General features: G+C 33.5%; 22 protein-coding genes. 14 read left to right on the forward strand and 8 right to left on the reverse strand.

Going from position 1 to position 23530, the window contains the following annotated elements:
• Nucleotides 1-67: 67 nt before the first annotated feature.
• The 4 genes from pfkA to ASD98_RS08940 all read left to right on the forward strand — a co-directional run bounded on the left by pfkA (nt 68) and on the right by ASD98_RS08940 (nt 3514).
• Nucleotides 68-1054, forward strand: a complete 987-nt coding sequence (pfkA, locus tag ASD98_RS08925) for a 6-phosphofructokinase (protein ID WP_056202982.1) — start codon at nt 68-70, stop codon at nt 1052-1054.
• 95 nt (nt 1055-1149) lie between these two features.
• Nucleotides 1150-2154, forward strand: coding sequence for a type I glyceraldehyde-3-phosphate dehydrogenase (gene gap / locus ASD98_RS08930; RefSeq protein ID WP_053470186.1), 1005 nt, complete (start codon nt 1150-1152; stop codon nt 2152-2154).
• 123 nt (nt 2155-2277) lie between these two features.
• The gene (locus tag ASD98_RS08935) at nt 2278-3129 is read left to right on the forward strand and encodes an N-acetylglucosamine kinase (protein WP_056202985.1); all 852 of its coding nucleotides are present in this window, start codon (nt 2278-2280) and stop codon (nt 3127-3129) included.
• 10 nt (nt 3130-3139) lie between these two features.
• Nucleotides 3140-3514: a methylglyoxal synthase gene (locus ASD98_RS08940; RefSeq protein WP_056202989.1), complete on the forward strand. Its 375-nt coding sequence runs from the start codon at nt 3140-3142 to the stop codon at nt 3512-3514.
• Here the strand turns inward: ASD98_RS08940 and ASD98_RS08945 are convergent.
• Both ASD98_RS08945 and ASD98_RS08950 read right to left on the reverse strand, forming a co-directional pair.
• Nucleotides 3495-3875, reverse strand: a complete 381-nt coding sequence (locus tag ASD98_RS08945) for a RidA family protein (protein WP_056202992.1) — start codon at nt 3873-3875, stop codon at nt 3495-3497. The two genes, ASD98_RS08940 and ASD98_RS08945, sit on opposite strands and share 20 nt — an antisense overlap.
• Before the next feature lie 25 nt (nt 3876-3900).
• The gene (locus ASD98_RS08950; protein ID WP_056203310.1) at nt 3901-6603 is read right to left on the reverse strand and encodes a putative LPS assembly protein LptD; all 2703 of its coding nucleotides are present in this window, start codon (nt 6601-6603) and stop codon (nt 3901-3903) included.
• 82 nt (nt 6604-6685) lie between these two features.
• On the opposite strand from ASD98_RS08950, the gene ASD98_RS08955 reads away from it, so the two are divergent.
• The 7 genes from ASD98_RS08955 to ASD98_RS08985 all read left to right on the forward strand — a co-directional run bounded on the left by ASD98_RS08955 (nt 6686) and on the right by ASD98_RS08985 (nt 13803).
• Nucleotides 6686-7801, forward strand: coding sequence for an N-acetylmuramoyl-L-alanine amidase (locus ASD98_RS08955; protein WP_056203312.1), 1116 nt, complete (start codon nt 6686-6688; stop codon nt 7799-7801).
• Between the two features lie 51 nt (nt 7802-7852).
• Nucleotides 7853-8818 carry an MlaD family protein gene (locus tag ASD98_RS08960; protein ID WP_056202997.1) on the forward strand — a complete coding sequence of 322 codons (966 nt, stop codon included), beginning with the start codon at nt 7853-7855 and terminating at the stop codon, nt 8816-8818.
• Nucleotides 8819-8823: 5 nt separating this feature from the next.
• Nucleotides 8824-10155, forward strand: a complete 1332-nt coding sequence (locus ASD98_RS08965; protein ID WP_056203000.1) for a (Fe-S)-binding protein — start codon at nt 8824-8826, stop codon at nt 10153-10155.
• Between the two features lie 128 nt (nt 10156-10283).
• Nucleotides 10284-11075 (forward strand): (Fe-S)-binding protein, encoded by a 792-nt coding sequence (locus ASD98_RS08970; RefSeq protein WP_056203005.1) that lies wholly within the window; start codon nt 10284-10286, stop codon nt 11073-11075.
• Between the two features lie 90 nt (nt 11076-11165).
• Entirely contained in the window at nt 11166-11648 is a 483-nt protein-coding gene (locus tag ASD98_RS08975; protein ID WP_031455874.1) for a hypothetical protein, read from the forward strand.
• A gap of 568 nt (nt 11649-12216) precedes the next feature.
• Nucleotides 12217-13353 carry an N-acetyl-alpha-D-glucosaminyl L-malate synthase BshA gene (gene bshA, locus ASD98_RS08980; RefSeq protein WP_056203009.1) on the forward strand — a complete coding sequence of 379 codons (1137 nt, stop codon included), beginning with the start codon at nt 12217-12219 and terminating at the stop codon, nt 13351-13353.
• Nucleotides 13354-13380: 27 nt separating this feature from the next.
• Nucleotides 13381-13803, forward strand: coding sequence for a protease complex subunit PrcB family protein (locus tag ASD98_RS08985; RefSeq protein ID WP_056203012.1), 423 nt, complete (start codon nt 13381-13383; stop codon nt 13801-13803).
• 161 nt (nt 13804-13964) lie between these two features.
• Here ASD98_RS08985 and ASD98_RS08990 read toward each other — a convergent pair whose 3' ends face one another.
• Nucleotides 13965-14462 carry a hypothetical protein gene (locus ASD98_RS08990; protein ID WP_056203016.1) on the reverse strand — a complete coding sequence of 166 codons (498 nt, stop codon included), beginning with the start codon at nt 14460-14462 and terminating at the stop codon, nt 13965-13967.
• Between the two features lie 157 nt (nt 14463-14619).
• Complete coding sequence (locus tag ASD98_RS08995; RefSeq protein ID WP_056203019.1) at nt 14620-15444, reverse strand: UDP-2,3-diacylglucosamine diphosphatase; 825 nt, start codon at nt 15442-15444, stop codon at nt 14620-14622.
• Nucleotides 15445-15632: 188 nt separating this feature from the next.
• Between ASD98_RS08995 and aroC the strand changes: the two genes are divergently transcribed.
• Nucleotides 15633-16691 (forward strand): chorismate synthase, encoded by a 1059-nt coding sequence (gene aroC, locus ASD98_RS09000; protein WP_056203022.1) that lies wholly within the window; start codon nt 15633-15635, stop codon nt 16689-16691.
• A 51-nt stretch (nt 16692-16742) separates the two neighbouring features.
• Complete coding sequence (locus ASD98_RS09005; RefSeq protein ID WP_056203024.1) at nt 16743-18029, forward strand: dicarboxylate/amino acid:cation symporter; 1287 nt, start codon at nt 16743-16745, stop codon at nt 18027-18029.
• 103 nt (nt 18030-18132) lie between these two features.
• Here ASD98_RS09005 and ASD98_RS24485 read toward each other — a convergent pair whose 3' ends face one another.
• Nucleotides 18133-18258: a hypothetical protein gene (locus tag ASD98_RS24485; RefSeq protein WP_255357670.1), complete on the reverse strand. Its 126-nt coding sequence runs from the start codon at nt 18256-18258 to the stop codon at nt 18133-18135.
• A gap of 92 nt (nt 18259-18350) precedes the next feature.
• Nucleotides 18351-18482 carry a hypothetical protein gene (locus ASD98_RS24490; protein WP_255357671.1) on the reverse strand — a complete coding sequence of 44 codons (132 nt, stop codon included), beginning with the start codon at nt 18480-18482 and terminating at the stop codon, nt 18351-18353.
• A 350-nt stretch (nt 18483-18832) separates the two neighbouring features.
• On the opposite strand from ASD98_RS24490, the gene ASD98_RS09010 reads away from it, so the two are divergent.
• Nucleotides 18833-21019: a response regulator gene (locus tag ASD98_RS09010; protein ID WP_056203027.1), complete on the forward strand. Its 2187-nt coding sequence runs from the start codon at nt 18833-18835 to the stop codon at nt 21017-21019.
• Here ASD98_RS09010 and ASD98_RS09015 read toward each other — a convergent pair.
• Both ASD98_RS09015 and ASD98_RS09020 read right to left on the reverse strand, forming a co-directional pair.
• Entirely contained in the window at nt 21016-22263 is a 1248-nt protein-coding gene (locus tag ASD98_RS09015; RefSeq protein ID WP_056203029.1) for a DEAD/DEAH box helicase, read from the reverse strand. The two genes, ASD98_RS09010 and ASD98_RS09015, sit on opposite strands and share 4 nt — an antisense overlap.
• Nucleotides 22264-22387: 124 nt before the next feature.
• On the reverse strand, nt 22388-23434 hold the full coding sequence (locus ASD98_RS09020; protein WP_056203031.1) for a formimidoylglutamase: 1047 nt from the start codon (nt 23432-23434) through the stop codon (nt 22388-22390).
• Nucleotides 23435-23530: the final 96 nt, after the last annotated feature.

A 23530-nucleotide genomic window follows, 5' to 3' on the forward strand; every position in this document is an offset into this window, starting at 1 on the left:
ATTTATTATAAACATAACCCGAAAAGTGCTGAATGTTTGCTAAATTTACAACTTTAATACTTAAATAATGTCAAAAACAATAAAAAAAGTAGGTGTTCTTACCTCAGGAGGAGACTCACCAGGAATGAATGCTGCAATACGATCTGTTGTTCGAACATGTGCTTATCATAATATAGAATGCATCGGAATTTATAGAGGGTATCAAGGAATGATAGAAGGCGACTTTAAAGAAATGGGCCCTCGAAGCGTGAATAATATTGTAAATAAAGGAGGAACGATCTTAAAATCAGCTCGTTCTGTTGATTTTAGAACACCTGAAGGAAGAAAAAAAGCGCACGAAAACCTTTTAAAAGCCGGAATTGATGCTTTAGTAGTTATTGGTGGTGACGGAAGTTTTACCGGAGGTTTAATTTTCAATGCTGAATATAATTTCCCGGTAATGGGAATTCCTGGTACAATCGATAATGATATTTTCGGTACAAGCTTTACACTGGGTTATGATACTGCTTTGAATACTGTTGTTGACTGTATTGATAAAATTAGAGATACTGCAAGTTCACATAACCGTTTATTCTTTGTAGAGGTTATGGGTAGAGATGCAGGTCACATCGCACTTAATGCAGGAATTGGTGCAGGTGCAGAAGAAATCCTTATTCCTGAAGAAGATTTAGGTCTTGACAGACTGCTTGACTCTCTTCAAAAAAGTAAAGCTTCAGGAAAATCATCAAGTATAGTGGTTATTGCCGAAGGTGATAAAATTGGTAAAAACGTATTCGAATTAAAAGATTACGTTGAAGCTAATTTACCGGAGTACGACGTAAGAGTATCTGTTTTAGGACATATGCAGCGTGGTGGTTCACCATCTTGTTTTGACCGTGTTTTAGCAAGCCGTCTTGGTGTAAAAGCAGTAGAATCTTTAATTGAAGGAAAATCAAATTACATGGTTGGTCTTAAGGAAGATAAAGTTATTTTAACTCCGCTTGAGCAGGCAATTAAAGGTAAATCGGAAATTGATAGAGAATTATTGAGAGTGTCAGACATTATGTCTACATAATTATATAAGAGAAAAGTTTAAAAGAGAAGAAGTTTATTGTGAGGAAATTAGACTTTGAATTAGTATAATAAAAACAAAAGCAAAAATTTAGTAAAATGTCAAAAGTAAAATTAGGAATAAACGGATTTGGACGTATCGGAAGAATCGTTTTTAGAGAGTCTTTCAATAGAGATAATGTAGAAGTTGTAGCAATCAACGATTTATTAGACGTAGATCACTTAGCTTACTTATTAAAATATGATTCTGTTCACGGTCGTTTCAACGGAACTGTAGAAGTTAAAGAAGGAAAACTTTATGTAAACGGAAGAAATATCCGTATCACTGCAGAAAGAAACCCTGCTGACTTAAAATGGAATGAAGTAGATGTTGATGTAGTAGCAGAATGTACTGGTATCTTCACAACTATCGAAACTGCAAATGAGCACATTAAAGGTGGTGCTAAGAAAGTTATCATTTCTGCTCCATCTGCAGATGCTCCAATGTTTGTAATGGGAGTTAACCACGAAACTGCAAAAGCTTCTGATTTAGTAGTTTCTAACGCTTCTTGTACTACAAACTGTTTAGCTCCATTAGCTAAAGTTATCCACGATAATTTCGAAATCGTTGAAGGTTTAATGACAACTGTTCATGCAACTACTTCAACTCAAATGACTGCTGACGGACCTTCTAGAAAAGACTGGAGAGGTGGACGTGCTGCTGCAATTAATATTATTCCTTCTTCAACTGGAGCTGCAAAAGCGGTTGGAAAAGTAATTCCATCTTTGAATGGAAAATTAACTGGAATGTCTTTCCGTGTTCCTACTGCTGACGTTTCTGTAGTAGATTTAACTGTAAAAGTTGCTAAAGAAACTTCTTATGAAGAAATTATGGCAGTTTTGAAAAAATCTTCTGAAACTGATTTAAAAGGTATCTTAGGATTCACAGAAGATGCAGTTGTATCTCAGGATTTCATTTCTGACAAAAGAACTTCAATCATTGATTCTACTGCAGGAATTGGTTTAAATTCAACTTTCTTCAAATTAGTATCTTGGTATGATAATGAGTATGGATACTCAAGCAAATTGATCGATTTATCTGTACATATTGCAGGTTTAAAATAATATTATATATTTTTACAAAATCCCGTTATCACCAAGTAACGGGATTTTCTTATTTTGTTCTGTCTTTAATTAATGTAAAAAACACACTTATTTGAAGAAAAACTAATTCAAAAAACAAAAAAAATGAAATTAATAGTTGATAGTGGATCTACTAAAGCCGATTGGATTGCAATTGATGATAATGGAAAAGTATTATTCACGACACAAACCTTAGGATTAAATCCTGAAATTCTTGACGGACCGGAAATTATCGCAAGATTAAACGACCGTTTTGATATTCTGCAAAATAAAAAAAATGCAACACATTTGTTCTTTTACGGAGCAGGTTGTGGAACAGACAGAATGAAAGAAGCTTTAAAGCAAATCTTTCAGGAGTATTTTACTAACGCTATTGTTGATGTTCAGGAAGATACTTATGCGGCTGTTTACGCTACAACTCCAAAAGGAGAAGAAGCAATCGTATCGATCTTAGGAACTGGCTCAAACTGCAGTTATTTTGATGGAAAAGTATTGCACCAAAAAGTTCAGTCATTAGGATATATTGTAATGGATGACTGCAGCGGAAACGTTTTTGGAAAAGAATTAATTAGAAAATACTATTTTAATAAAATGCCAAAAGAATTAGCGCTTGAGCTTGAAAAAGAATACGACGTTGATCCTGATTTTATTAAAAACAAATTATATAAAGAACCAAACCCAAATGCTTATTTAGCAACTTTTGCTAAGTTTTTAATCAAGCATAAAGACACAGAATTCTGCAGAAAAATTATTTTCAAAGGAATGAAATCTTTCGTTAAAAACTACATCAAACAGTTTGATAACTGTAAAGAAGTTCCTGTGCATTTTGTTGGTTCTATTGCATTTTATCTAAAAGATGAATTACAAGAAACTTTCGATAAATACGAGCTTAAATTAGGAAATGTGTTAAGAAGGCCAATTGACGGTTTAATTGCTTACCATGTTGCTAATCAATAGTTCAGGGTTTATGGAAATTGCCATCATTGCACACGACGGTAAAAAAGCAGATTTGATTGATTTTTTGATTAAAAACGAAGCAGTTCTTCATAATGAAAAAATCAGACTTATTGGTACCGGAACAACTGGAGGAAAAGCCGAAGCAGCGGGATTTAAAACGCAAAGAATGCTTTCCGGGCCTTTAGGAGGTGATGCACAGATTGCAGGAAGAGTAGCGGAAGGAATTACACAGATGGTGTTCTTTTTTAAAGATCCATTATCAAGTCATCCGCATGAAGCTGATATCAATATGTTAATTCGTGTTTGCGATGTACATAATGTGCCGCTGGCAACAAATGAAGCAACGGCACAATTATTATTAAATGCTATTGCACAGCAATTATAGAGATCTCAACATTTACATTTTTTGGCAGACATGCCACTTGAACCGTTTCACGTGCTGGAGCGGTTTTTTCGTTAAAATAAGAACCGTAAATAGTGTTAATAGCACCAAAATTGTTCATATCCATAATGAAGATTGTTGCTTTTACAACATTTTCAAAAGTCATATCAGCCGCTTCTAATATAGCTGCAATATTCTCCATTACTTGTTTTGTCTCGTCATTAATATTGTCAGTTACAAGTTCGCCTGAAGCCGGATTTATAGCAATCTGGCCAGAAGCATAAAGTGTATTTCCTGATAATACGGCCTGATTATATGGCCCAATAGGAGCCGGAGCCTTTTCTGTAAAGATTATTTTTTTCATGATAAATTTATTTTAAGTCGACGAATTATCGATTAGAAGTACTGCGTTTATTCCATTTAATGTCACTCAGCATACCCGATTTAATTCCAATGAAGAAATTCCAGTTAGCGTTTGGTCCCATCGGATTCCAGTTAAAAGCCATTCTCCAGCTTAACAAATCTCTTTCAAAACGGAATTGAGTAAAAGTAACCCCTTTTTGAACAAAATCATAACCAGTAGAAACCCCGCCTTTCCATTTAGGCGTAATATCCATATTGGCAGAAATCATAATAGAGTTTCCGGATATTTTATTTTCTCTGGCAGTATTGGAATAAGTAAGCGAATACGCCATGGTCATATCCCAAGGAATTTTTGAACTAAAAAACTCGCTTACGACATCTTCGTCGCGTTCCGGTTCATTAGCAAACTGACTATTTCGGCTGTCATTTAAATCTGTGTTTGTTCCAAATAAGTCATCATTACGACCACCGTTTCGCTGACTTTGGGTGTTTTTTTCTTTTCCGGTTCCTTTATTCGAGAAAGAGTAGTTCATGGTAAGGTTTGCACTTGTCATTCTAAACAAACTTCCGCCATTATCAATATTATACTTGTTTATAACATTTCCTGCGTTGTCGATAGCATAAGGATTTAAAACAGCCCCAAAATTGACATTCATTTTATTGTCAAAAAACTGTGTTCCTCCGCTTACTACAATTGGCTGCCAAGCTAAAGCCTTTTTTCCGTCTGCACTAAAATTATAACTGGTGTTGAAGTTTAAATTGTTCAACAGCATTATTTTCTTAGGTTCCGTTTTTGTACTGTCTTTATCTCTTACTTTAGCTTCAAACGTATTGCTTAATGAAAACCCTACAATGTTCGAATTGCTTTGCCCTGGTGCGCCGTAAATACCATTTGCGAACCGCGAGTATTCATCGGTCGAAATTTTACCAGATGCATCAACTGTATAATGTTCATAATATTGATCAAAACTTGGCGTATACGAATACGTAAGACTCGGTCTCATAACGTGGCGGATAGACTGAATTCTTTTGTCTTCACCAAAATTAAATGTACCGTAAATTGTAGTTCCTAAATTAGTGCTTAAATTATACGTTCTGTAAGAGTCAAAACCATTTACTGTTTTATCATCCACTTTTCCTTCACTTTCGTCAAAACCTTTCTTAATAGTTTTTGTTACCCAGGTTTCCTGATAGTTTGTTGATGCTCCGGCACTAAAATATTTGAATATTTTAAAGTTGGTACTAATAGGAATAGAGTGCTGCATACCAATTTGTGCGTCTCTAAACATTTGAGGCTTAAAAAACAATGAATCATAAGTAGTGATATTGTTTTTACCTGTTACGTTGTATTGCAGGTTGATGTTTTTGATAAACCCTTTTTTAACGCCATCTTTTCCAACAAAAGGATAAACACGATCAATACTTCCCTGAAGATTAGGAAGACTCATCTGGATTTGCTCTGTCTGCGTATTTTGCTGATGCGTAGCAGACAACGAAATACGAGAACCCGGAATGGTGTTAAAAGTTTTGTTATATGAAATCGATGAACTTAATGTATTGTTCAAATTCGAACCAACGTTAGCCTGATTAATAGACTGTTTAAAGTACTTGCTGCTACCCATGTTTACAGATGCACTAAAACTCGAATTAGGATTAGATTTTGTGTCTTTTGAATGAGACCACTGAATATTGTAAATATTTTGTTTTGAATAATCCGGATAACCTCTTTCGCTGCTAATCAAATTCTCAAATCGAATATTAACGTTTCCTCTATATTTATATCGGGTCGCATACGCAGATTCAAAACGCATGGCATAACTACCATTGGTATAATAATCTCCCAAAACAGTCAAGTCATAATTATCACTCAAAGCAAAATAATAACCTCCATTTTGTAAAGAGAAACCTCTGGTATTCGAATCATTATAACTTGGGATAATAATACCCGAAACGCTTTTTTCCTGACTTAATGGAAAATAACCATAAGGCAATGCCAGCGGTGTAGGCACATCAGCAATAACCATTTGAGTTAAACCGGTAACAATTTTTTTTCCGGGAACAAATTTTATTTTGCTCGTTCTAAAGTAGTATTCCGGATTGTCAATATCCTGAGCCGTTGTTATACGTGCACCCTTTAGATAATAAACAGAATCATTTTCTTTTTTAGTAACCGCTGCTTTAATATTTAACTCACCTTGTTTGGTTCTTGAATTGTAAATTAAAGCTTTTTTTGTTTTAAAGTTAAAGCGGATAGAATCGGGCTGTACCTCGCTTTCACCTTGTTTAAAGTTAGGGAACTGTACTAAAACTCCGGCAGAATCCTTAATTCTCCCGGCATAAACTTCATCTTTTTCATAATTCAAAACAATTATACCAGATTTTAGTTCAACATCTTTATAGTATAATTCAGCTTCATTATATAAAGTGATTAGTTTTCTCTTTTGATCGATTTTTGCGTAATCTTTTGCCTTGTACCTAACCTTACCGTCTAAAAAAGTCTTAGTAGGCCTGACTGTATCCAATTTTATAGTGTCATTAGGAATAATTTGAGGCTTATCTGTTTGTTTTGCAGCTGGTAAAGGCTTTTTTTTAGATTTTATCTCTTGCGAATATAAATTACCACATCCCATTGTTAGGAAAAATGATATTAAAACGATATTAAATAAGTTTGTCTGCAAAGGTTTAAATGCTATTTTTGTAAAATTATGGCTTGTTTTTTGACATGTCAAACTTACATATAATTTTTTGGCAAAAATAATCAATTGTAAAAATTATAACAGCTGCGTTTTATTAAAATTAACTTTTAGATTTATGAATAGATTAAACAAAATTAAGGTAATCTTTACCTTTTTTCTAACAATAGCGTCATTTTGCACATATAGTCAGTCAAATGTTTTTAAAGTAACACTTGATGCCGGACACGGAGATCACGATTTTGGTGCAGTTTACAGCGGGCGGATTGAAAAAAATATTGCCTTGGCTATTGTTTTAAAAGTGGGGAAAATTTTAGAGCTTAATCCGAATATTAATGTAATCTATACTCGTAAAACAGATGTGTTTATTGATTTGGTCGAAAGAGCCAATATCGCAAACAGAGCCAATTCTAATATTTTTGTTTCTATACATTGTAACGCAAATAAAAATACAGCAGCAGATGGTACAGAAACCTATGTAATGGGTTTAAGTAAAGTTGCGTCAAATCTTGAAGCTGCGAAAAAAGAGAACTCGGTAATTACTTTAGAGAAAGATTATAAACGTAAGTACGATGGTTTTGATCCAAATTCTCCAGAACAAATGGTTGGAATTACTTTAATGCAGGAAGAATATCTTGATAATAGTATTTCATTAGCAAGTAAAATTGAAGATAATTTTGAAAGACTAGGAAAAAAAATCAGACAAGGTGGTGTAAAACAAGCACCATTTATGGTACTTCACAAAGCTTATATGCCAAGAGTTTTAGTTGAAACCGGCTTTGTATCTAATCCAACAGAAGGAAATATTCTAAATTCTGAAGAAGGACAGGATGATATCGCAAAAGCAATTGCAGAGGCTATTTTGAGCTACAAAAGAGAATATTTTGGTTCAGGAACTCCAGAAGCAGTAGAAGCTAAACCAGTAAAAGACACTTCAACTCCAAAGAAAACTAAAGTTGTAGAAGCACCTGCAGCTCCAAAAGGAACATTCTTTAAAGTACAGCTTATTGCAAGTATCAAAAAAACACCGTTAGAGCCTAAAAATTTTAAAGGATTAAAGAATGTAACTATGATCTACGAAAACAATATTTATAAATATTTCTATCAGGAAACTGCCGATTATGAAGCTGCAAAAAAATATCTGGAAGAAGCTAAAAATAAAGGATATGGCGCTGCATATTTGATTGCAACAAAAGACGGAGAAAAAATCAGTATTCAGGATGCTGTCAAATAATCGTCACAAGTTCGAATATTTATACTAATTTTGTAACAAACACTTAGAATTTTGAAACTAACAAGAGAAATTAAAACGGCTGTATTAGTCATAGCGTCTATTTTATTATTTATCTGGGGCTACAGTTTTTTAAAAGGAAAAGACCTTTTTACTAATTATAAAACATTATATGCTGAATATGATAATGTTGAAGAACTGACACAATCAGCACCGGTTACCATAAACGGGCTTATAGTGGGTAAGGTAAATAAAATTACAATCAATGAAGCCACAGGAAAATTATTAGTTGAACTTCAATTAAAAACAGATTTTCCTATTTCTAAAACAAGTAAAGCATCTTTATATTCTGCAAGTTTAATAGGAGGAAAGCAAATTGCTATTATTCCAAATTTAGCAGATAAAGAACTTGCAGAAGACGGACAGACACTTGAGTCTGTTGTTAAACTAGGATTAACTGAATCTTTAGGAGGAAAAATCGAGCCAATTACATTGAAATTGGATAAGATGCTCTTAAATATTGATAATCTGGTTACTGGATTAAACAATGTTTTAGATAAAAAAACACAAGAAGATTTAAAGAAAACTTTAGCTGAATTGAGCCAGACAATGGAGCAGTTTCATAGAGCTTCAGGAAGTATCAACAATATCTTAGATACTAACAAAGGCCAGATCAACGGAGTTGTGACAAACTTTAATAAAATGTCAAGCAACTTTAATAAAATATCTGATTCTTTAAATAAAGCCGATCTTGGAAAAACAGTTCGTAATCTAAACCAGACTTTGGCAAAAGTAGATGGTATTATGGCTAATTTAAATTCTGGAAAAGGTACAGCAGGTAAATTGTTAAGCGATGATGCGCTTTACAACAACCTTGCAAAAACTTCAAAAGAACTTGAATTGTTATTACAAGATGTTCGTCTGTATCCAACACGTTATGTAAATGTTTCTCTTTTTGGAAAGAAAAATAAACCTTATGTAGCACCTGCAGGAGAAACAAATTCAACTGATAAAAAATAATTGTAATGAGTTATTTAGATAATATTTTATTCGCCGTACTTCTTGTCGTAGGTTTTGGTTTTTTTGCAGCGAGCGTAAAAAAAATCATCCGCAACATTAATTTAGGAGTTGACGTAGATAGAAAAGATAATCCTAAAGCTCGTTGGAAAAACATGGCTTTGATTGCTCTTGGGCAGTCAAAAATGGTGAGACGCCCTGTTGCCGGAATACTTCATATCTTGGTATATGTAGGTTTTGTAATTATTAATATTGAATTACTAGAAATTATAATCGATGGGTTATTGGGAACTCATAGAATTTTTGCCCCTTATTTAGGTGTAGTTTATGATGTTTTAATTGCTTCATTTGAAATATTAGCCATACTTGTAATTTTTGCTGTTACAGTTTTCTGGTTAAGGAGAAACTTTATCAGACTGAAACGTTTTGTACATTCTGATTTAACAGGATTTCCTAAAAGCGATGCGAATTACATTTTGTATTTTGAGACCGTTTTGATGATCTTGTTTTTATTAATGAACGCTTCTGACCTGCATTTGCAAAATGTTCCCGGAGCAGTTTTTTATAAAGCAGGAACTTTTCCGGTAAGTCAGTTTATCGCTCCAATTTTTAATGGACTTTCAAACGAATTAGTAGTACTATTGTTTGAAGTGTTTTGGTGGCTTCATATTGCAGGTATTATGGTTTTTATGAACTATTTATACTTCTCAAAACATTTGCATATACTTTTAGCGTTTCCAAATACATACTTTGCAAACTTAAAACCAGAAGGTCAGTTTGATAATTTAGCTTCAGTAACAAAAGAAGTGAAGCTGATGATGGATCCAAACGCAGATCCTTTTGCGGCAGCTCCGGTTGATGAAAATGCTGTTCCGTCTAAATTTGGCGCAAGTGATGTTCAGGATTTAAACTGGGTTCAGCTTTTAAACGCTTATACTTGTACAGAATGTGGTCGTTGTACCTCTTCATGTCCAGCAAACCAAACGGGTAAAAAATTGTCTCCGCGTAAAATTATGATGGATACAAGAGATCGTTTAACTGAGGTTGGGAAAAATATAGATGCCAATAAAGGTGTTTTTGTTCCGGATAATAAAACATTATTAAACGATTATATCACACCAGAAGAATTATGGGCTTGTACATCATGCAATGCTTGTGTAGAAGAATGCCCCGTAAATATTAGTCCTTTATCTATTATTATGGATATGCGTCGTTATTTAGTAATGGAGCAGAGTGCTGCGCCAATGTCATTGAATGCAATGATGACCAATATCGAAAATAATGGAGCGCCATGGCAGTACAGCCAGCAGGACCGATTGAATTGGAAAAACGAGAATTAGAGTAGTTTAAATGGTTAATTGCTTAACCGTTGAATCGATTAAATAAAATAAAGTGAGGTTTTTTTCGTGATGGTTAATTTAAACTGATTAACCAAATTAACGATTAACCGATTTAACAAAATAAGAAGATGTCAGAAAGTTTAGTAGTGCCAACAATGGCAGAAATGCTAGCCCAGGGAACACAGCCAGAAGTTTTATTTTGGGTTGGTTGCGCAGGGAGTTTTGATGATAGAGCAAAAAAAATTACAAAGGCATTTGTACGTATTTTAAATCGTACCAATGTTTCTTTTGCGGTATTAGGTACAGAAGAGAGTTGTACTGGCGATCCTGCAAAAAGAGCCGGAAATGAATTTTTATTTCAAATGCAGGCCATGATGAATATCGAGGTTTTAAATGCTTATGAAGCAAAAAAAATCGTTACAGCTTGTCCGCATTGTTTTAATACTTTAAAAAATGAATATCCTGAATTAGGAGGAAACTATGAAGTTATTCATCATACAGAATTCCTGAAATCATTAATTGATGACGGAAGACTTACGGTTGAAGGCGGGCAGTTTAAAGGAAAGAAAATTACTTTCCATGATCCTTGTTATTTAGGAAGAGCCAATAAAGTATACGAAGCACCAAGAGATTTAATTCAGAAATTAGACGTTGAATTAGTCGAAATGAAACGTTCTAAAGCAAATGGATTATGCTGTGGAGCAGGTGGAGCGCAGATGTTTAAAGATGCTGAACCAGGAAATAAAGAAGTAAATGTACTGCGTACAGAAGACGCATTAGAAGTTCAGCCGGATATTATCGCTGCCGGATGCCCTTTCTGTAATACGATGTTAACCGATGGTATCAAACATCAGGAAAAAGAAGGACAGGTAAAAGTGCTGGATATCGCAGAGTTAATTGCGAATGCACAGGATTTGTAGAAAAAGGTTCTGGGGTTCTAAGATGCTAAGGTTCTAAGTTTTTTTAACTTGAAACCTGAAACAAAACAAACAAAATAAACAAAGATTAAAATGTATATACCTTTTGAAAATTTACCTGGTGAATCAAGAGTTTGGATTTACCAATCGAACAGAAAATTTTCTGAGGAAGAGTTTTCTGAAATCGAAACAGATTTAAAAGCTTTTGTAGAAGAATGGGCCGCACACGGAACAAGTCTTGAAGCTTCATTTTTGCTTAAATACAATCGTTTTATAATATTAGCCGTAAATCAGGATGTTCAGGCTGCTACAGGCTGTTCTATTGATAGTTCGGTAGAATTTATTCAAGGTTTAGAGAAGAAGTACAACGTCGATTTATTGGATAAAATGAATGTTACTTTTAAACTTGGAGAACATATTGCACATAAACCATTAATTGATTTCAAGAAAATGGTAAAAGATAAATCAGTTTCTGAGAATACAATTGTTTTCAATAATTTAGTAAACAATATTGAAGAATTCAATGAATCATGGGAAGTTCCTGCTGCCGACAGCTGGCATAGCAGATTTTTCTAAGAGAGATTTATAATATATTTGAGAGGCATGAAATTTTAGATTTTGTGCCTTTTTTATTGTTTTATTGTTTCAGGTTTAAAGTTTCAAGTTTCAGGTTTTAGGTTTCAAGTTTCAGGTTTCAGGTTACGCCAAAGTTTGTCATTCCGAGGAACGAGGAATCTCCACAAGTAGCTCTACAAAGATTGGCGATATACGGTAAGGAGTTTCTTAAGGAGATTGCTTCGTCAGTTCGCTACGCTCGTGTCCTCGTTCCGAATGACAAACTTAGTGCGATATAACTTTGTCAAAGTTTTATAATTTGCCAAAGTTGCCGTTAAGCATGACTTATGAAAACAAAAACGTCTAATCTAGCCCCGATGGGAGTGACATCCTTTTATGGTCTCGTTTCTTTAACGAGACCATAAAAGATAGAGCGGACAGCGGGACGAGTGGTCTTTTGATTGAAGATGTTCTGCTTCAATAAAAAACTATATTAATTAGAATTAATCTAATTTTGTCGAAAATCTAACAATTTAAAAGCCTAATTAAACGTGATTTTTGAGTACTTTCGTAGAATTAAATTTAATACATGAAAATAGCAATAGTTTGTTATCCGACATTTGGCGGTAGTGGTGTAGTTGCTACAGAACTAGGTCTCGAATTAGCCAGACGCGGACACGAAATACATTTTATAACTTACAGTCAACCAGTAAGATTAGCACTTTTAAATCCAAATGTTCATTATCACGAAGTAAACGTTCCTGAATATCCTTTATTCCATTATCAGCCATATGAATTGGCTTTATCAAGTAAATTGGTTGATATGGTGAAATTGTATAAAATAGAAGTACTGCATGTGCATTACGCTATTCCGCACGCTTATGCGGGTTATATGGCGAAACAAATGCTTAAGAATGAAGGAATTAATCTTCCGATGATTACGACACTTCACGGAACTGATATTACGCTTGTTGGAAACCATCCGTTTTACAAACCTGCGGTAACTTTTAGTATCAATAAATCAGATTATGTGACTTCGGTTTCGCAGAGTTTGAAAGATGATACTTTAAAGTTGTTCAAAATCAAGAATAAAATTAGGGTAATTCCGAATTTTATTGAATTGGATAAAGTTAGAAAAGACCCAACTGAACCTTGTCACAGATATGTAATGGCAAAGGAAAATGAGCGAATCGTAACGCATATCAGTAACTTTAGAAAGGTAAAACGTATTCCTGATATTATTAAAATTTTCTATAATATTCAGAAAGTAATGCCGGCTAAATTAATGATGGTAGGAGATGGTCCTGAAAAAGAAAGAGCAGAGGTTTTGTGTATGGAACTGGGAATTTACGATAAAGTAATTTTCTTTGGTAATAGTAATGAAATCGATAAGATTTTATGCATGACCGACTTGTTTTTACTTCCTTCAGAAACAGAAAGTTTTGGTTTAGCAGCGTTAGAAGCAATGGCTTGCGGCGTTCCTGTAATTTCAAGTAATTCGGGAGGTTTGCCAGAAGTTAATTTTGATGGTGTTTCAGGATATTTAAGTGATGTTGGAAATGTTGACGAAATGGCGGCAAATGCAATCAAAATCTTAAAAGATGAGGAAACTTTGAATAAGTTTAAAATCAATGCTTTAGAAGTAGCTAAGAATTTTGATATCAAAAATATCCTGCCTAAGTATGAAGCTTTATATCAAAAAGCGATTGATGATTATAAAGAGTAGAAACATTAATTTAAAAATTTGAACGTAATGAAAAAAGTAATTTCGGTTTTAGTGATTTTTGTTTTGATTTCCTGCGGAGCTAAAAAGACGACAAGTTCAACGGCTTTATATGAAGTTTTAACTGAACAATCTGATGGCGGGGGAAATATCAAATTTTTTGAAATTTTGACAGAACCTAACGAGATCAAAATGCTTGAAAATGATCCGCTTTTGGCTGCTAAAATGAAGCAGACTGACATTGCCAATTCTAATTATGTTATCCTTAATATGGGGGAGAAAAATACTGGAGGGTATTCTATTGGAATTGAAAAGGTCGAAGAAACCGATAAGAACATTATCATTACGGTAAAAGAAAAAAGCCCAGCTCCAGATGCAATGGTAACGCAGGCTATTACTTATCCTTATACAGTTGTAAAAATACATTCTAAGAAGGAGATTGTTATCAAATAGTGTTAGAAGTAAAAAGTTAGATGTGAAATGTCAGGCAGATCGAAGCCGAAGCTCTTTTACCTCTTGAACCCTTCGGCTACGCTCAGGGTGAACTAAAACATAAAAAAAACCTGTCGCATTACAACGACAGGTTTCTTCTTACAATTATTTTTTATTTTTAATTAGAATCTGAATTTGACACCTAAACCAACGTCAAATCCAAAATTGTCATCGTCATAGTATCCAGAACCAATTTCAGGTCTTGCATCTAATGACAGTGTGATAGGCACTTCTTTAAATCTATATTCGATACCAATATCTCCGGCGGCAAAAACATAAGTTCCGCTGTCATTATATCTGTAATTATTGTTGTAATAATCGTGATCCCAGGCAGCAAGTCCACCACCGACACCAGCGTACCAGTTAAATCCTCCATCAATGTTCCAAACCCATTGGTAAAGAGCAACACCTTTAATAGCATCTACATCACTGCTGTTTCTCCAGCCTAAATCAAACTCAAGTCTGTTTTTTTGGTTTAATCCTAACTGATATGATACTTCACCTCCAAATCCGTTATTGTCTCCTAAACGTAATCCTAAAGCGTGTTTTGAAATTTCCTGGGATTGAGCCGTAAATGCTAATCCCAAAAGCATAATGGCAGATAAAATAATCTTTTTCATAAAATGGTTAATTAATTTTTTTCAAATGTATAATTGTTCTCTATCTAAGAACGTATAACATTTTTAGAAATTGTTATATAATTCACATTTATCATGTTCAGATTATATAAACTAAAAATATTTAACCTTTGTGATTACCTGTAAATACTGATATTTTTTACTTTTTAAGAATAATATTAGACAGCATTTGAGAGGTTAAAATATCTTCCATTTCAAAAAGATTTTCTTCTTCTGTAAAGTTTGTATGAGTGTATGAGTACAATTTCCAACGCTTTTTATGGTATTCAAGAGCTGTTAGATTTTCAACCCAGTCACCAGAGTTTAAGTATAAAGTAGAACCGTGTTTGTTTTCTTTAGTAAGAATTTTTGGTTCATGAATATGTCCGCAGATTACATAATCGTAATTTTTTTCGATAGCCAAATCGGTAGCAGTAGTTTCAAAATCTGAGATAAATTTTACAGCCTTTTTTACGCTAGCTTTTATTTTTTTAGAAAAAGAGTAAGGTTCACGGCCTAATTTTGCCAGACACCAATTGGCAAAACGATTCATCAAAATTAAATAATCATAGCCTAATCCGCCCAGTTTTGCAATCCATTTAGAATGCTGTACAGATGCATCAAAAACGTCTCCGTGAAAAATCCATGCTTTTTTGTCGTCTAATTCTAAAACTAATTTATCGACCAAAGAAAAATTTCCCATATTCATGTCGCTGAATTTTCGAAGAATCTCGTCATGATTTCCGGTAATGTAATACACTTTTGTGCCTTTAGAAGCCATCCCGATAATACGCTGGATAACTCTCAAATGCGCCTTAGGAAAATAAGATTTTCTAAACTGCCAGGCATCAATTATATCACCGTTTAAAACTAAAGTTTTTGGTTTAATGCTTGATAGATAGTTGTTTAGTTCTTTTGCGTGACTTCCGTAAGTTCCTAAATGGACATCAGAGACAATGACCAATTCGACATTTCGTTTTTTCAATTTTTCTTAATTTGAAGTTCCACAAATAAAAGAAAATCCTACTCCATTTATTTTATCAAAAGGTTACTAATTCGAAGGCAATTTTAATAAATTGTGATTTTTAAAGTGTTTAATCTTTAATTAATATTACCAATTTTTAATTTTTTAATTTAATTCATAAAACTTACATTTGCTCAAAACAAATAACAATGGCAGGAAATAGCTACGGCACCCTATATAAAGTTACAACATTTGGAGAATCTCATGGTGAAGCTTTGGGCGGAATTATAGACGGTTGTCCATCAGGAATACAACTTGATTTAGAAGCGATTGAGGTTGAAATGTCTCGAAGAAAACCAGGTCAATCGGCTATCGTAACACAAAGAAAAGAACCAGATGCGGTTCAGTTTTTATCTGGAATATTTGAAGGAAAAACTACCGGAACTCCAATTGGTTTTATTATTCCAAATACCAATCAAAAATCAGATGATTATTCGCATATAAAAGATAATTACAGACCAAGCCATGCTGATTATGTGTATGATCAAAAATATGGTTTTCGTGATTATCGCGGCGGCGGAAGAAGTTCTGCACGTGAAACAGCAAGCAGAGTAGTAGCAGGTGCAATTGCAAAACAAATGCTTCCTCAAATTAAAATTAATGCTTACGTTTCTTCTGTTGGTCCAATTCATTTAGATACACCTTATCAGGAATTGGATTTTTCGAAAATTGAAAGCAATCCGGTTCGCTGTCCAGATGAAAAATCGGCGGCTATTATGGAAGAATATATTCGTGATATCCGCAAGCAGGGAGATACTGTTGGAGGTGTTGTTTCATGCGTAATTCAAAATGTTCCGGTTGGTTTAGGCGAACCTGTTTTTGATAAATTACATGCTGAATTAGGAAAAGCAATGCTTTCTATTAATGCTGTCAAAGGTTTTGAATACGGAAGCGGTTTCTCAGGTTCTGAAATGAAAGGAAGCGAACACAACGATTTATATAATCCTGACGGAACTACAAAAACAAATCTTTCAGGCGGAATCCAAGGCGGAATAAGCAACGGAATGGATATTTATTTTAGAGTTGCTTTTAAACCTGTTGCGACTATCATGCAGACTCAGGATTCATTAGATAATAAAGGAAATATTACACCAATGACCGGAAAAGGACGTCATGATCCGTGTGTGGTGCCTCGTGCAGTACCAATCGTTGAGGCGATGGCTGCGATTGTTTTGGCTGATTTTTATTTGATCAACAAAACATATTAATAAAAGTAAGACAGTGAGGGTCTTATATTTTAATAATTTAAAAGTAAATTAATGCAAATTACAGAAACTAAAAAGAAATCATTTTTTTCAGGATTAACAGGGCAGATTATAATTGCAATGGTGCTTGGGGCGGCTTTGGGAATTATTATTCATAATTCAATTTCCCAAGAAGCAGCAGTATCGTTTAGTAATAAAATAAAAATGCTGGCTACGATCTTCATCAGATTAGTGCAAATGATTATTGCTCCTTTAGTTTTTACGACCTTAGTAGTAGGAATTGCAAAATTAGGTGATATAAAAACCGTTGGAAGAATTGGAGGAAAAGCACTTGGCTGGTTTTTTACAGCTTCTTTTATTTCCTTATTGATTGGATTGTTCTTTGTGAATATTTTAGAACCTGGAGTAGGTTTGAAATTAGACCATGTCGATATGGCTGCAGCTAGTGAGGTTACAGCTAAAACAAAAATCCTGTCTGTTGAGAATTTTGTAGAGCATATTGTTCCTAAAAGTATTTTTGAAGCAATGGCAACCAATGAAATCTTACAGATTGTCATATTTTCTATCTTTTTTGGATTAGCAGCAGCTTCATTAGGAAATACGGTAAAACCAATTATAAATGCTTTTGATAAAGCTTCACATATCGTTTTAAAAATGGTAAACTATGTAATGAACTTTGCTCCAATTGGAGTTTTTGGTGCCATTGCCGGAGTATTTGCTATTAGAGACGCAGAGGAATTAGTTATTACCTATTTTAAATTTTTCGGATCATTTTTAGTTGGGATAAGTACATTATGGGTTGTTTTGGTTGTTGTAGGTTATATTTTCTTAAAAGGAAGAATGACTGAGCTGTTAAGACGCATTATAGGACCATTGGCGATCGCTTTTGGAACAACAAGCAGTGAAGCTGTTTTTCCTAAATTAACAGAAGAATTAGAAGATTTTGGAGTTAAAAATAAAATTGTAGCCTTCATGTTACCATTAGGTTATTCGTTTAACCTTGACGGAAGTATGATGTACATGACTTTTGCCAGTATCTTTATCGCTCAGTTTTATGGCGTTCATTTAGATTTAGGAACACAAATGGCTATGCTTTTGGTTTTAATGTTAACCAGTAAAGGTATCGCAGGTGTACCAAGAGCGAGTTTAGTAATTGTTGCAGCTACTTGCGGAATGTTTAAAATTCCGGTTGAAGGTATTGCTTTGATTTTACCAATTGACCATTTCTGTGATATGTTTAGAAGTGCAACAAATGTACTTGGAAACGCATTGGCAACTTCTGTTGTTGGACAATGGGAAGACGGGAAAGAAGAAAATTTAGATATAGCAGAAGAGAATTAATATATTCTTTAAAACATAAAAAAACCGTAACAGACTTTTGTTTGTTACGGTTTTTGATTTTTATAGTAGTTGTAGCTGAACAAAAATCAGCCAATAAACTTCTTTAAGCAGCTACTTTCCCTTTTCTGTCCGCATCATCAGGTGCTGGTGTGTCACCTCCTGTAATGGTTTTTTGTTGCGCTTTAGTCAATTTTTCAGTTTCTGCAAATTTTAAAAAGTTTTCTAACATAGTTTTTTAATTTTAATTGCTCCAATCTTCTAAAACACTCGGGGCTTGTGTTTTTAATTTTTATAAAAGTTGAATAAAATCAACTAATAAATTTATTTTGCTGCAACTTTTCCTTTTCTGTCAGCATCTTCTTCCGGTGCAGTTGCGTCACCGCCAGTGATTGCTTTTTGTTGTGCTTTAGTTAATTTTTCAGTTTCTGCAAATTTTAAAAAGTTCTCTAACATAGTTTTTTAATTTTAGTTGCTCCAATCTTCTAAAACACTTGGGGCTTGTGTCTTTAATTGTGTTAAAAATAGCATTATTTTTTATTATTATAATATTTTTATTAAATATTTTGCAACAAAAAAGTGTTTTACAAGTAAAGACCTTATTTTGTAGTGTTTTGAAAGGTTTTTATTAAGAATGTAAATTTAGAGGTACAAAGTGCTGGACTAAATAAATTGTTTTAAATAACTTTTTTAAGTATTAGCAGTAAAAATAGTAGAATGATTATTGAATCTTTAGATTATTAAGGCAGGTACTGTTATTGTGTATTATGATAATAATGTATATTTGAATAAACATATCCCAAATTATGCTTCATTATAGATTTTGTTTTTTAATTTTTACTTTTTTAAACGTATTTTGTCTTGAGTCACCAGCTCAAAACCATACTGTATCTCTTTTAAAAGTTAAAAATCTAACTCAAGAAGCCTGCGATTATTTAGATGAAACTAATTACGAAAAATCCTTAAAGAAATCCGGAGTTGCCCTCCAATATGCATTTGATTTAAAAAATGACACATTAATTTCGAGAAACTACAACATAATCGGGATTAATTTTCATGATTTGGGCGAAATCAATAAAGCTGTATTTTTTTATAAGAAAGCCTTGTTCTACGCAGAACGATCTAATATTGTTAGTTTAAGAATGATGATAACCAGCAATTTGGGCAACTTGTATTTTTTCGAAAAAAAAATGTACAGTGACGGAATAGCTTATTATAAGGAGTCATTAAAATTTGGAAGACAGCAAAAATATTCGAAAGAAGTCGCCATAACGAATCTTAATATAGTTTGGTCGTATTTCAAGATTGGAAACTATAAAGAAGGATTACCTTATTTGCAGTATATTAATAAACATCAAAATGATTTAAAAGGAAAATCAAATGATATTGCTTTAAATTTTTTAAACGGAATATACTGGGGTAGTGAAAATCAAAACGATAAAGCAAATGCATACTTTTTAAAAGCAATTTCTTATAACAAGTCTAAAGATGAGAAACCAGACTTAGCGTACGCACATTTAGAATATTCAAAATTCTTGAGCAAAATAGGAAAACATAAAGAAGCTTATAATAACCTAGTTATATATAATAAAATTACAGGCGAACTTTATAGTCAGGAAAAGCTCAAAAAAGCTTCTATAGCAGGTTTAAACTTAGAGTTGGATGAATACAAAAGGCAGATTGAGAAAATTGAAAATGAAAAAACATCCCAATTACAAAGTCTTAAAAAATCACGGATTATTGTAATCCTGTTTATTCTTATTTCGTTGATTCTTCTTTTCTTAATTGTAACCTTAATTAAGAACATCAGACTTAAGAAAAAACACAATTTAGAGCTTCTAAAAGCAAAAGAAATGGCTGAAGAAGCCTCTGTCCTCAAAACTCAATTTATTTCTACTATAAGCCATGAATTGCGTACTCCATTGTATGGTGTCGTCGGGATAACTAATATGCTTTTGGAAGAACACAAAGAGTTATCCCAAAGTGAACATTTAAGTGCCCTGAAATTTTCTGCCAGATATTTGTTATCTCTTGTAAATGATATTCTGCAGATAAATAAAATTGAAGAGAATAAAGTCGTTCTGGAAAGTTTAACTTTTAATATTTCAGATGAAATAACGGTGATCAAGAATTCACTTTCTTTTTTATCTCAAAAAAATAATAACAAAATTAATGTTGAAATTGATAGTGCTATTCCTGAATATCTAATTGGAGATAAATTGCGTCTGGCACAAATTTTAATGAACCTTGTTAGCAATGCTTTAAAATTTACTAAAGACGGAGAAGTTGAAATTAGAGTTAAACAAGACAGAATAGAAGGGAAGTTTTATTATCTAAGTTTTTTAATAAAAGATAATGGCGTTGGGATTGCCGCTGTAGACCAAAATAAAATATTCGAAAAATTTGTTCAGGTCGGCAGAAAAGAAGAAGATTATCAAGGAACAGGATTAGGTTTAAGCATTGTAAAGCGATTATTAGGACTTTTTGGAAGCTCGATTACTTTAGAAAGCGATCTTGGTGCAGGAACTTCTTTTTCATTTATCATTCCTTTTGAACACGATCCTTTGAAAACAAAGAAAATTATAGAGAATATCGAAGTCGATTTAACGTCAAGCGATATATACAAAATCCTTATTGTCGAAGATAACCTGATTAATCAATTGGTAACTAAGAAAATCATTGAAAAAAATAATTTTGTATGCAAAGTTGTTGATGATGGATTTGGCGCTCTTTCAATATTAGAAAAAGAAGAATTTGATCTTATTTTGATGGATATTAATATGCCGTTAATGAACGGATTTGAAACCACAAAAAGAATTCGTCAGCTTGGTATAAAAACTCCGGTTGTAGCTTTAACTGCTTTTGATAAAGATGAAATTACAGATGAAGCAGTTTCATCAGGAATGAATGATATTATCGTGAAACCATTTGAACCGGTAAAGCTGTTTAAGATTCTAAATTACCTGATAAATGAATCAAAAAACGCTGATTAATACCAGCGTTTTTTATTTTGTTTTGAAGCATTTGATTTTCTCGATTTATGAGCACCGCTGCTTCGGTTTGAGCTTTTGGGTTTTTCGCCGGCTTCAGGACTTCCTGCATGCCATGGGTAAGGATGGTCTGTAATAATTTTTACATCTACTTTTATTAATTTCTTAATATCCTTCCAGTAAGGCTCTTCATCTTTACCACAAAATGAAATCGCAATTCCGCCATTTCCTGCACGTCCCGTACGGCCAATTCTATGAACATACGTTTCCGGAATATTTGGTAAATCAAAATTGATTACATACGGTAACTGGTCAATATCAATTCCTCTTGCTGCGATATCTGTAGCAACCAAAACACCAACTTCTTTGTTTTTAAAAGCATCCAAAACACGTTGTCTCGCATTTTGAGATTTATCTCCGTGAATTGCTTCTGCCGGAATATCTTTTTTGCGAAGTGCTTTTACCACATTATCAGCGCCATGTTTAGTTCTTGAAAAAACAAGCACATTTGATAAATTTTCGTTTTTAATCAAATGATATAATAAGTTTCTTTTTTCTGTTTTATCTACAAAATAAATGCGCTGCTCTACGTTTTCAGCAGTTGAAGAAACTGGAGAAACTTCAACTTTTTCAGGATCCTGCAAAAACATTTCTGCCAATTCGCGAATCGCAAGAGGCATTGTAGCTGAAAAAAGTAAAGTTTGTCTGTTTTTTGGAGTAAGTTTTACGATCTTTTTTACATCGTTTATAAAACCCATATCCAGCATTTGATCTGCCTCATCTAAAACTAAAGTGTGTAAATGATTTAAATCCAGAAAGCCTTGTTTTTGTAAATCTAACAAACGACCCGGAGTGGCAACTAAAATATCGATACCATTTTTTAAGGTGTCAACCTGAGGGTTTTGTGAAACGCCTCCAAAAATAGTCAGCTGTGTTAAATTGGTGTATTTTGCATAAGTGTCAAAACTCTGTCCAATCTGCACCGCTAACTCACGGGTTGGAGTAACGATTAGTGCACGAATTACTTTGGCTTTTTTTGATGAACCTACAATTCGGTGCAATTGATGTATAATTGGAATAGCAAATGCGGCAGTTTTTCCCGTACCTGTTTGAGCACAGCCAATTAAATCCCGTCCGGCTAAAACAATCGGAATCGATTTTTCCTGAATTGGAGTGGGGTTTAGGTAGCCTTCTTCAAATACGGCTTTTTGTATACTTTTTGAAAGTGATAAATCTTCGAATAACATATCTTATTAATTAAGAACTTTAGTTTTAAGTACTAAATTCTGTGCAAAGATAGGTTTATTCGGTTAATCGTTGATTTGAATCTTCTATTATTTGGGAAATATGTGGTTGTAAGCCACCTGCTCTTCAATTAATTTTATCTTTTTCGTTATTTGCTTTTATAAAGTCAGTTACTAAATAGCCAATTAATTTTCCAATTAAATTATTATTCGGAGAATCGGCAAGATCTGGCGCACCTTCACAAATATGTAAATAGGTCGCATTTCTATGTTGTGCAAAAAATGAAATAAACTGCCTTAATTCTTCTACCGAAAATCCGCTTATTGTCATGGCGCTGCTGGCGATATTAGGAATAGCGTCCAAATCAATTTCAATTCCAAATGAATCGGTCTTGATAAATTCAAGAGCCAGAGCCATTTCTCTGTCAAAATCTTTTTCCTTGCGAATATTTACGCTGTCGTAAGTGTTATAACGAACGCGATCTTCCAGTTTTTTAATGATATCTAAAACGCTTTTTGAAGTATAATTTTCGTGAAGTCCAAAAATGAAATATTTTTTAAGAAAACCTTCTTCATAGGCATACGAGAAACCATTTCCGCTGTGACGGCCTTCCAAAATCCTAAAGTCAGAATGCGCATCAAAATTAATGGCGTTGATTGGTTTTCCTTTGGCTAAAGCCGAACCTTTGATATTTCCGTAAGCGTTATTATGACCGCCTCCAATAATAATTGGAGTTTTTCCCGCTTTAATGATAGTAAAAATGATATGCGAAACCTCTTTGTCGATTTTTTCTACTAACTGACTTAGTTTAGAACGATCGTCGATATCATTAAAATCTAATTTTTCGACATCACGCATTTCTTCGGTAACATCTAAATGCCCTAAAATAATAATTTGACTTCCTTTAGAAAATCTGTTATGCTGAATATTTGCAATACTTTTAATAGCACTTTCCCAGGCAGATGCCGCTCCGGGTCTTCCATAGTTCGCTCGCACGCCAATATCTTCGGGGATTCCTAACAATACATACTTCGCCTCCGATTCTTGCAAAAACTTGATTTTATCCACTCCTTTAGGAAGCACAATCATTTTTTCTCCGAATTTTATTTCACCACTACGATGATTTGTGACTTTTGCCAAATCATTGACAGTAAAAGGAACTAATTTCTCCATGAAAAAAATTTATTTTCCAAAAATAATATAATTGTAACAACTTACGTTATTAAGATATATTAATTCTTAAATTTGTTATTAAAGAAAATTATTCAA

The sequence above is a fragment of the Flavobacterium sp. Root186 genome, from assembly GCF_001428525.1.
GTDB lineage: Bacteria > Bacteroidota > Bacteroidia > Flavobacteriales > Flavobacteriaceae > Flavobacterium.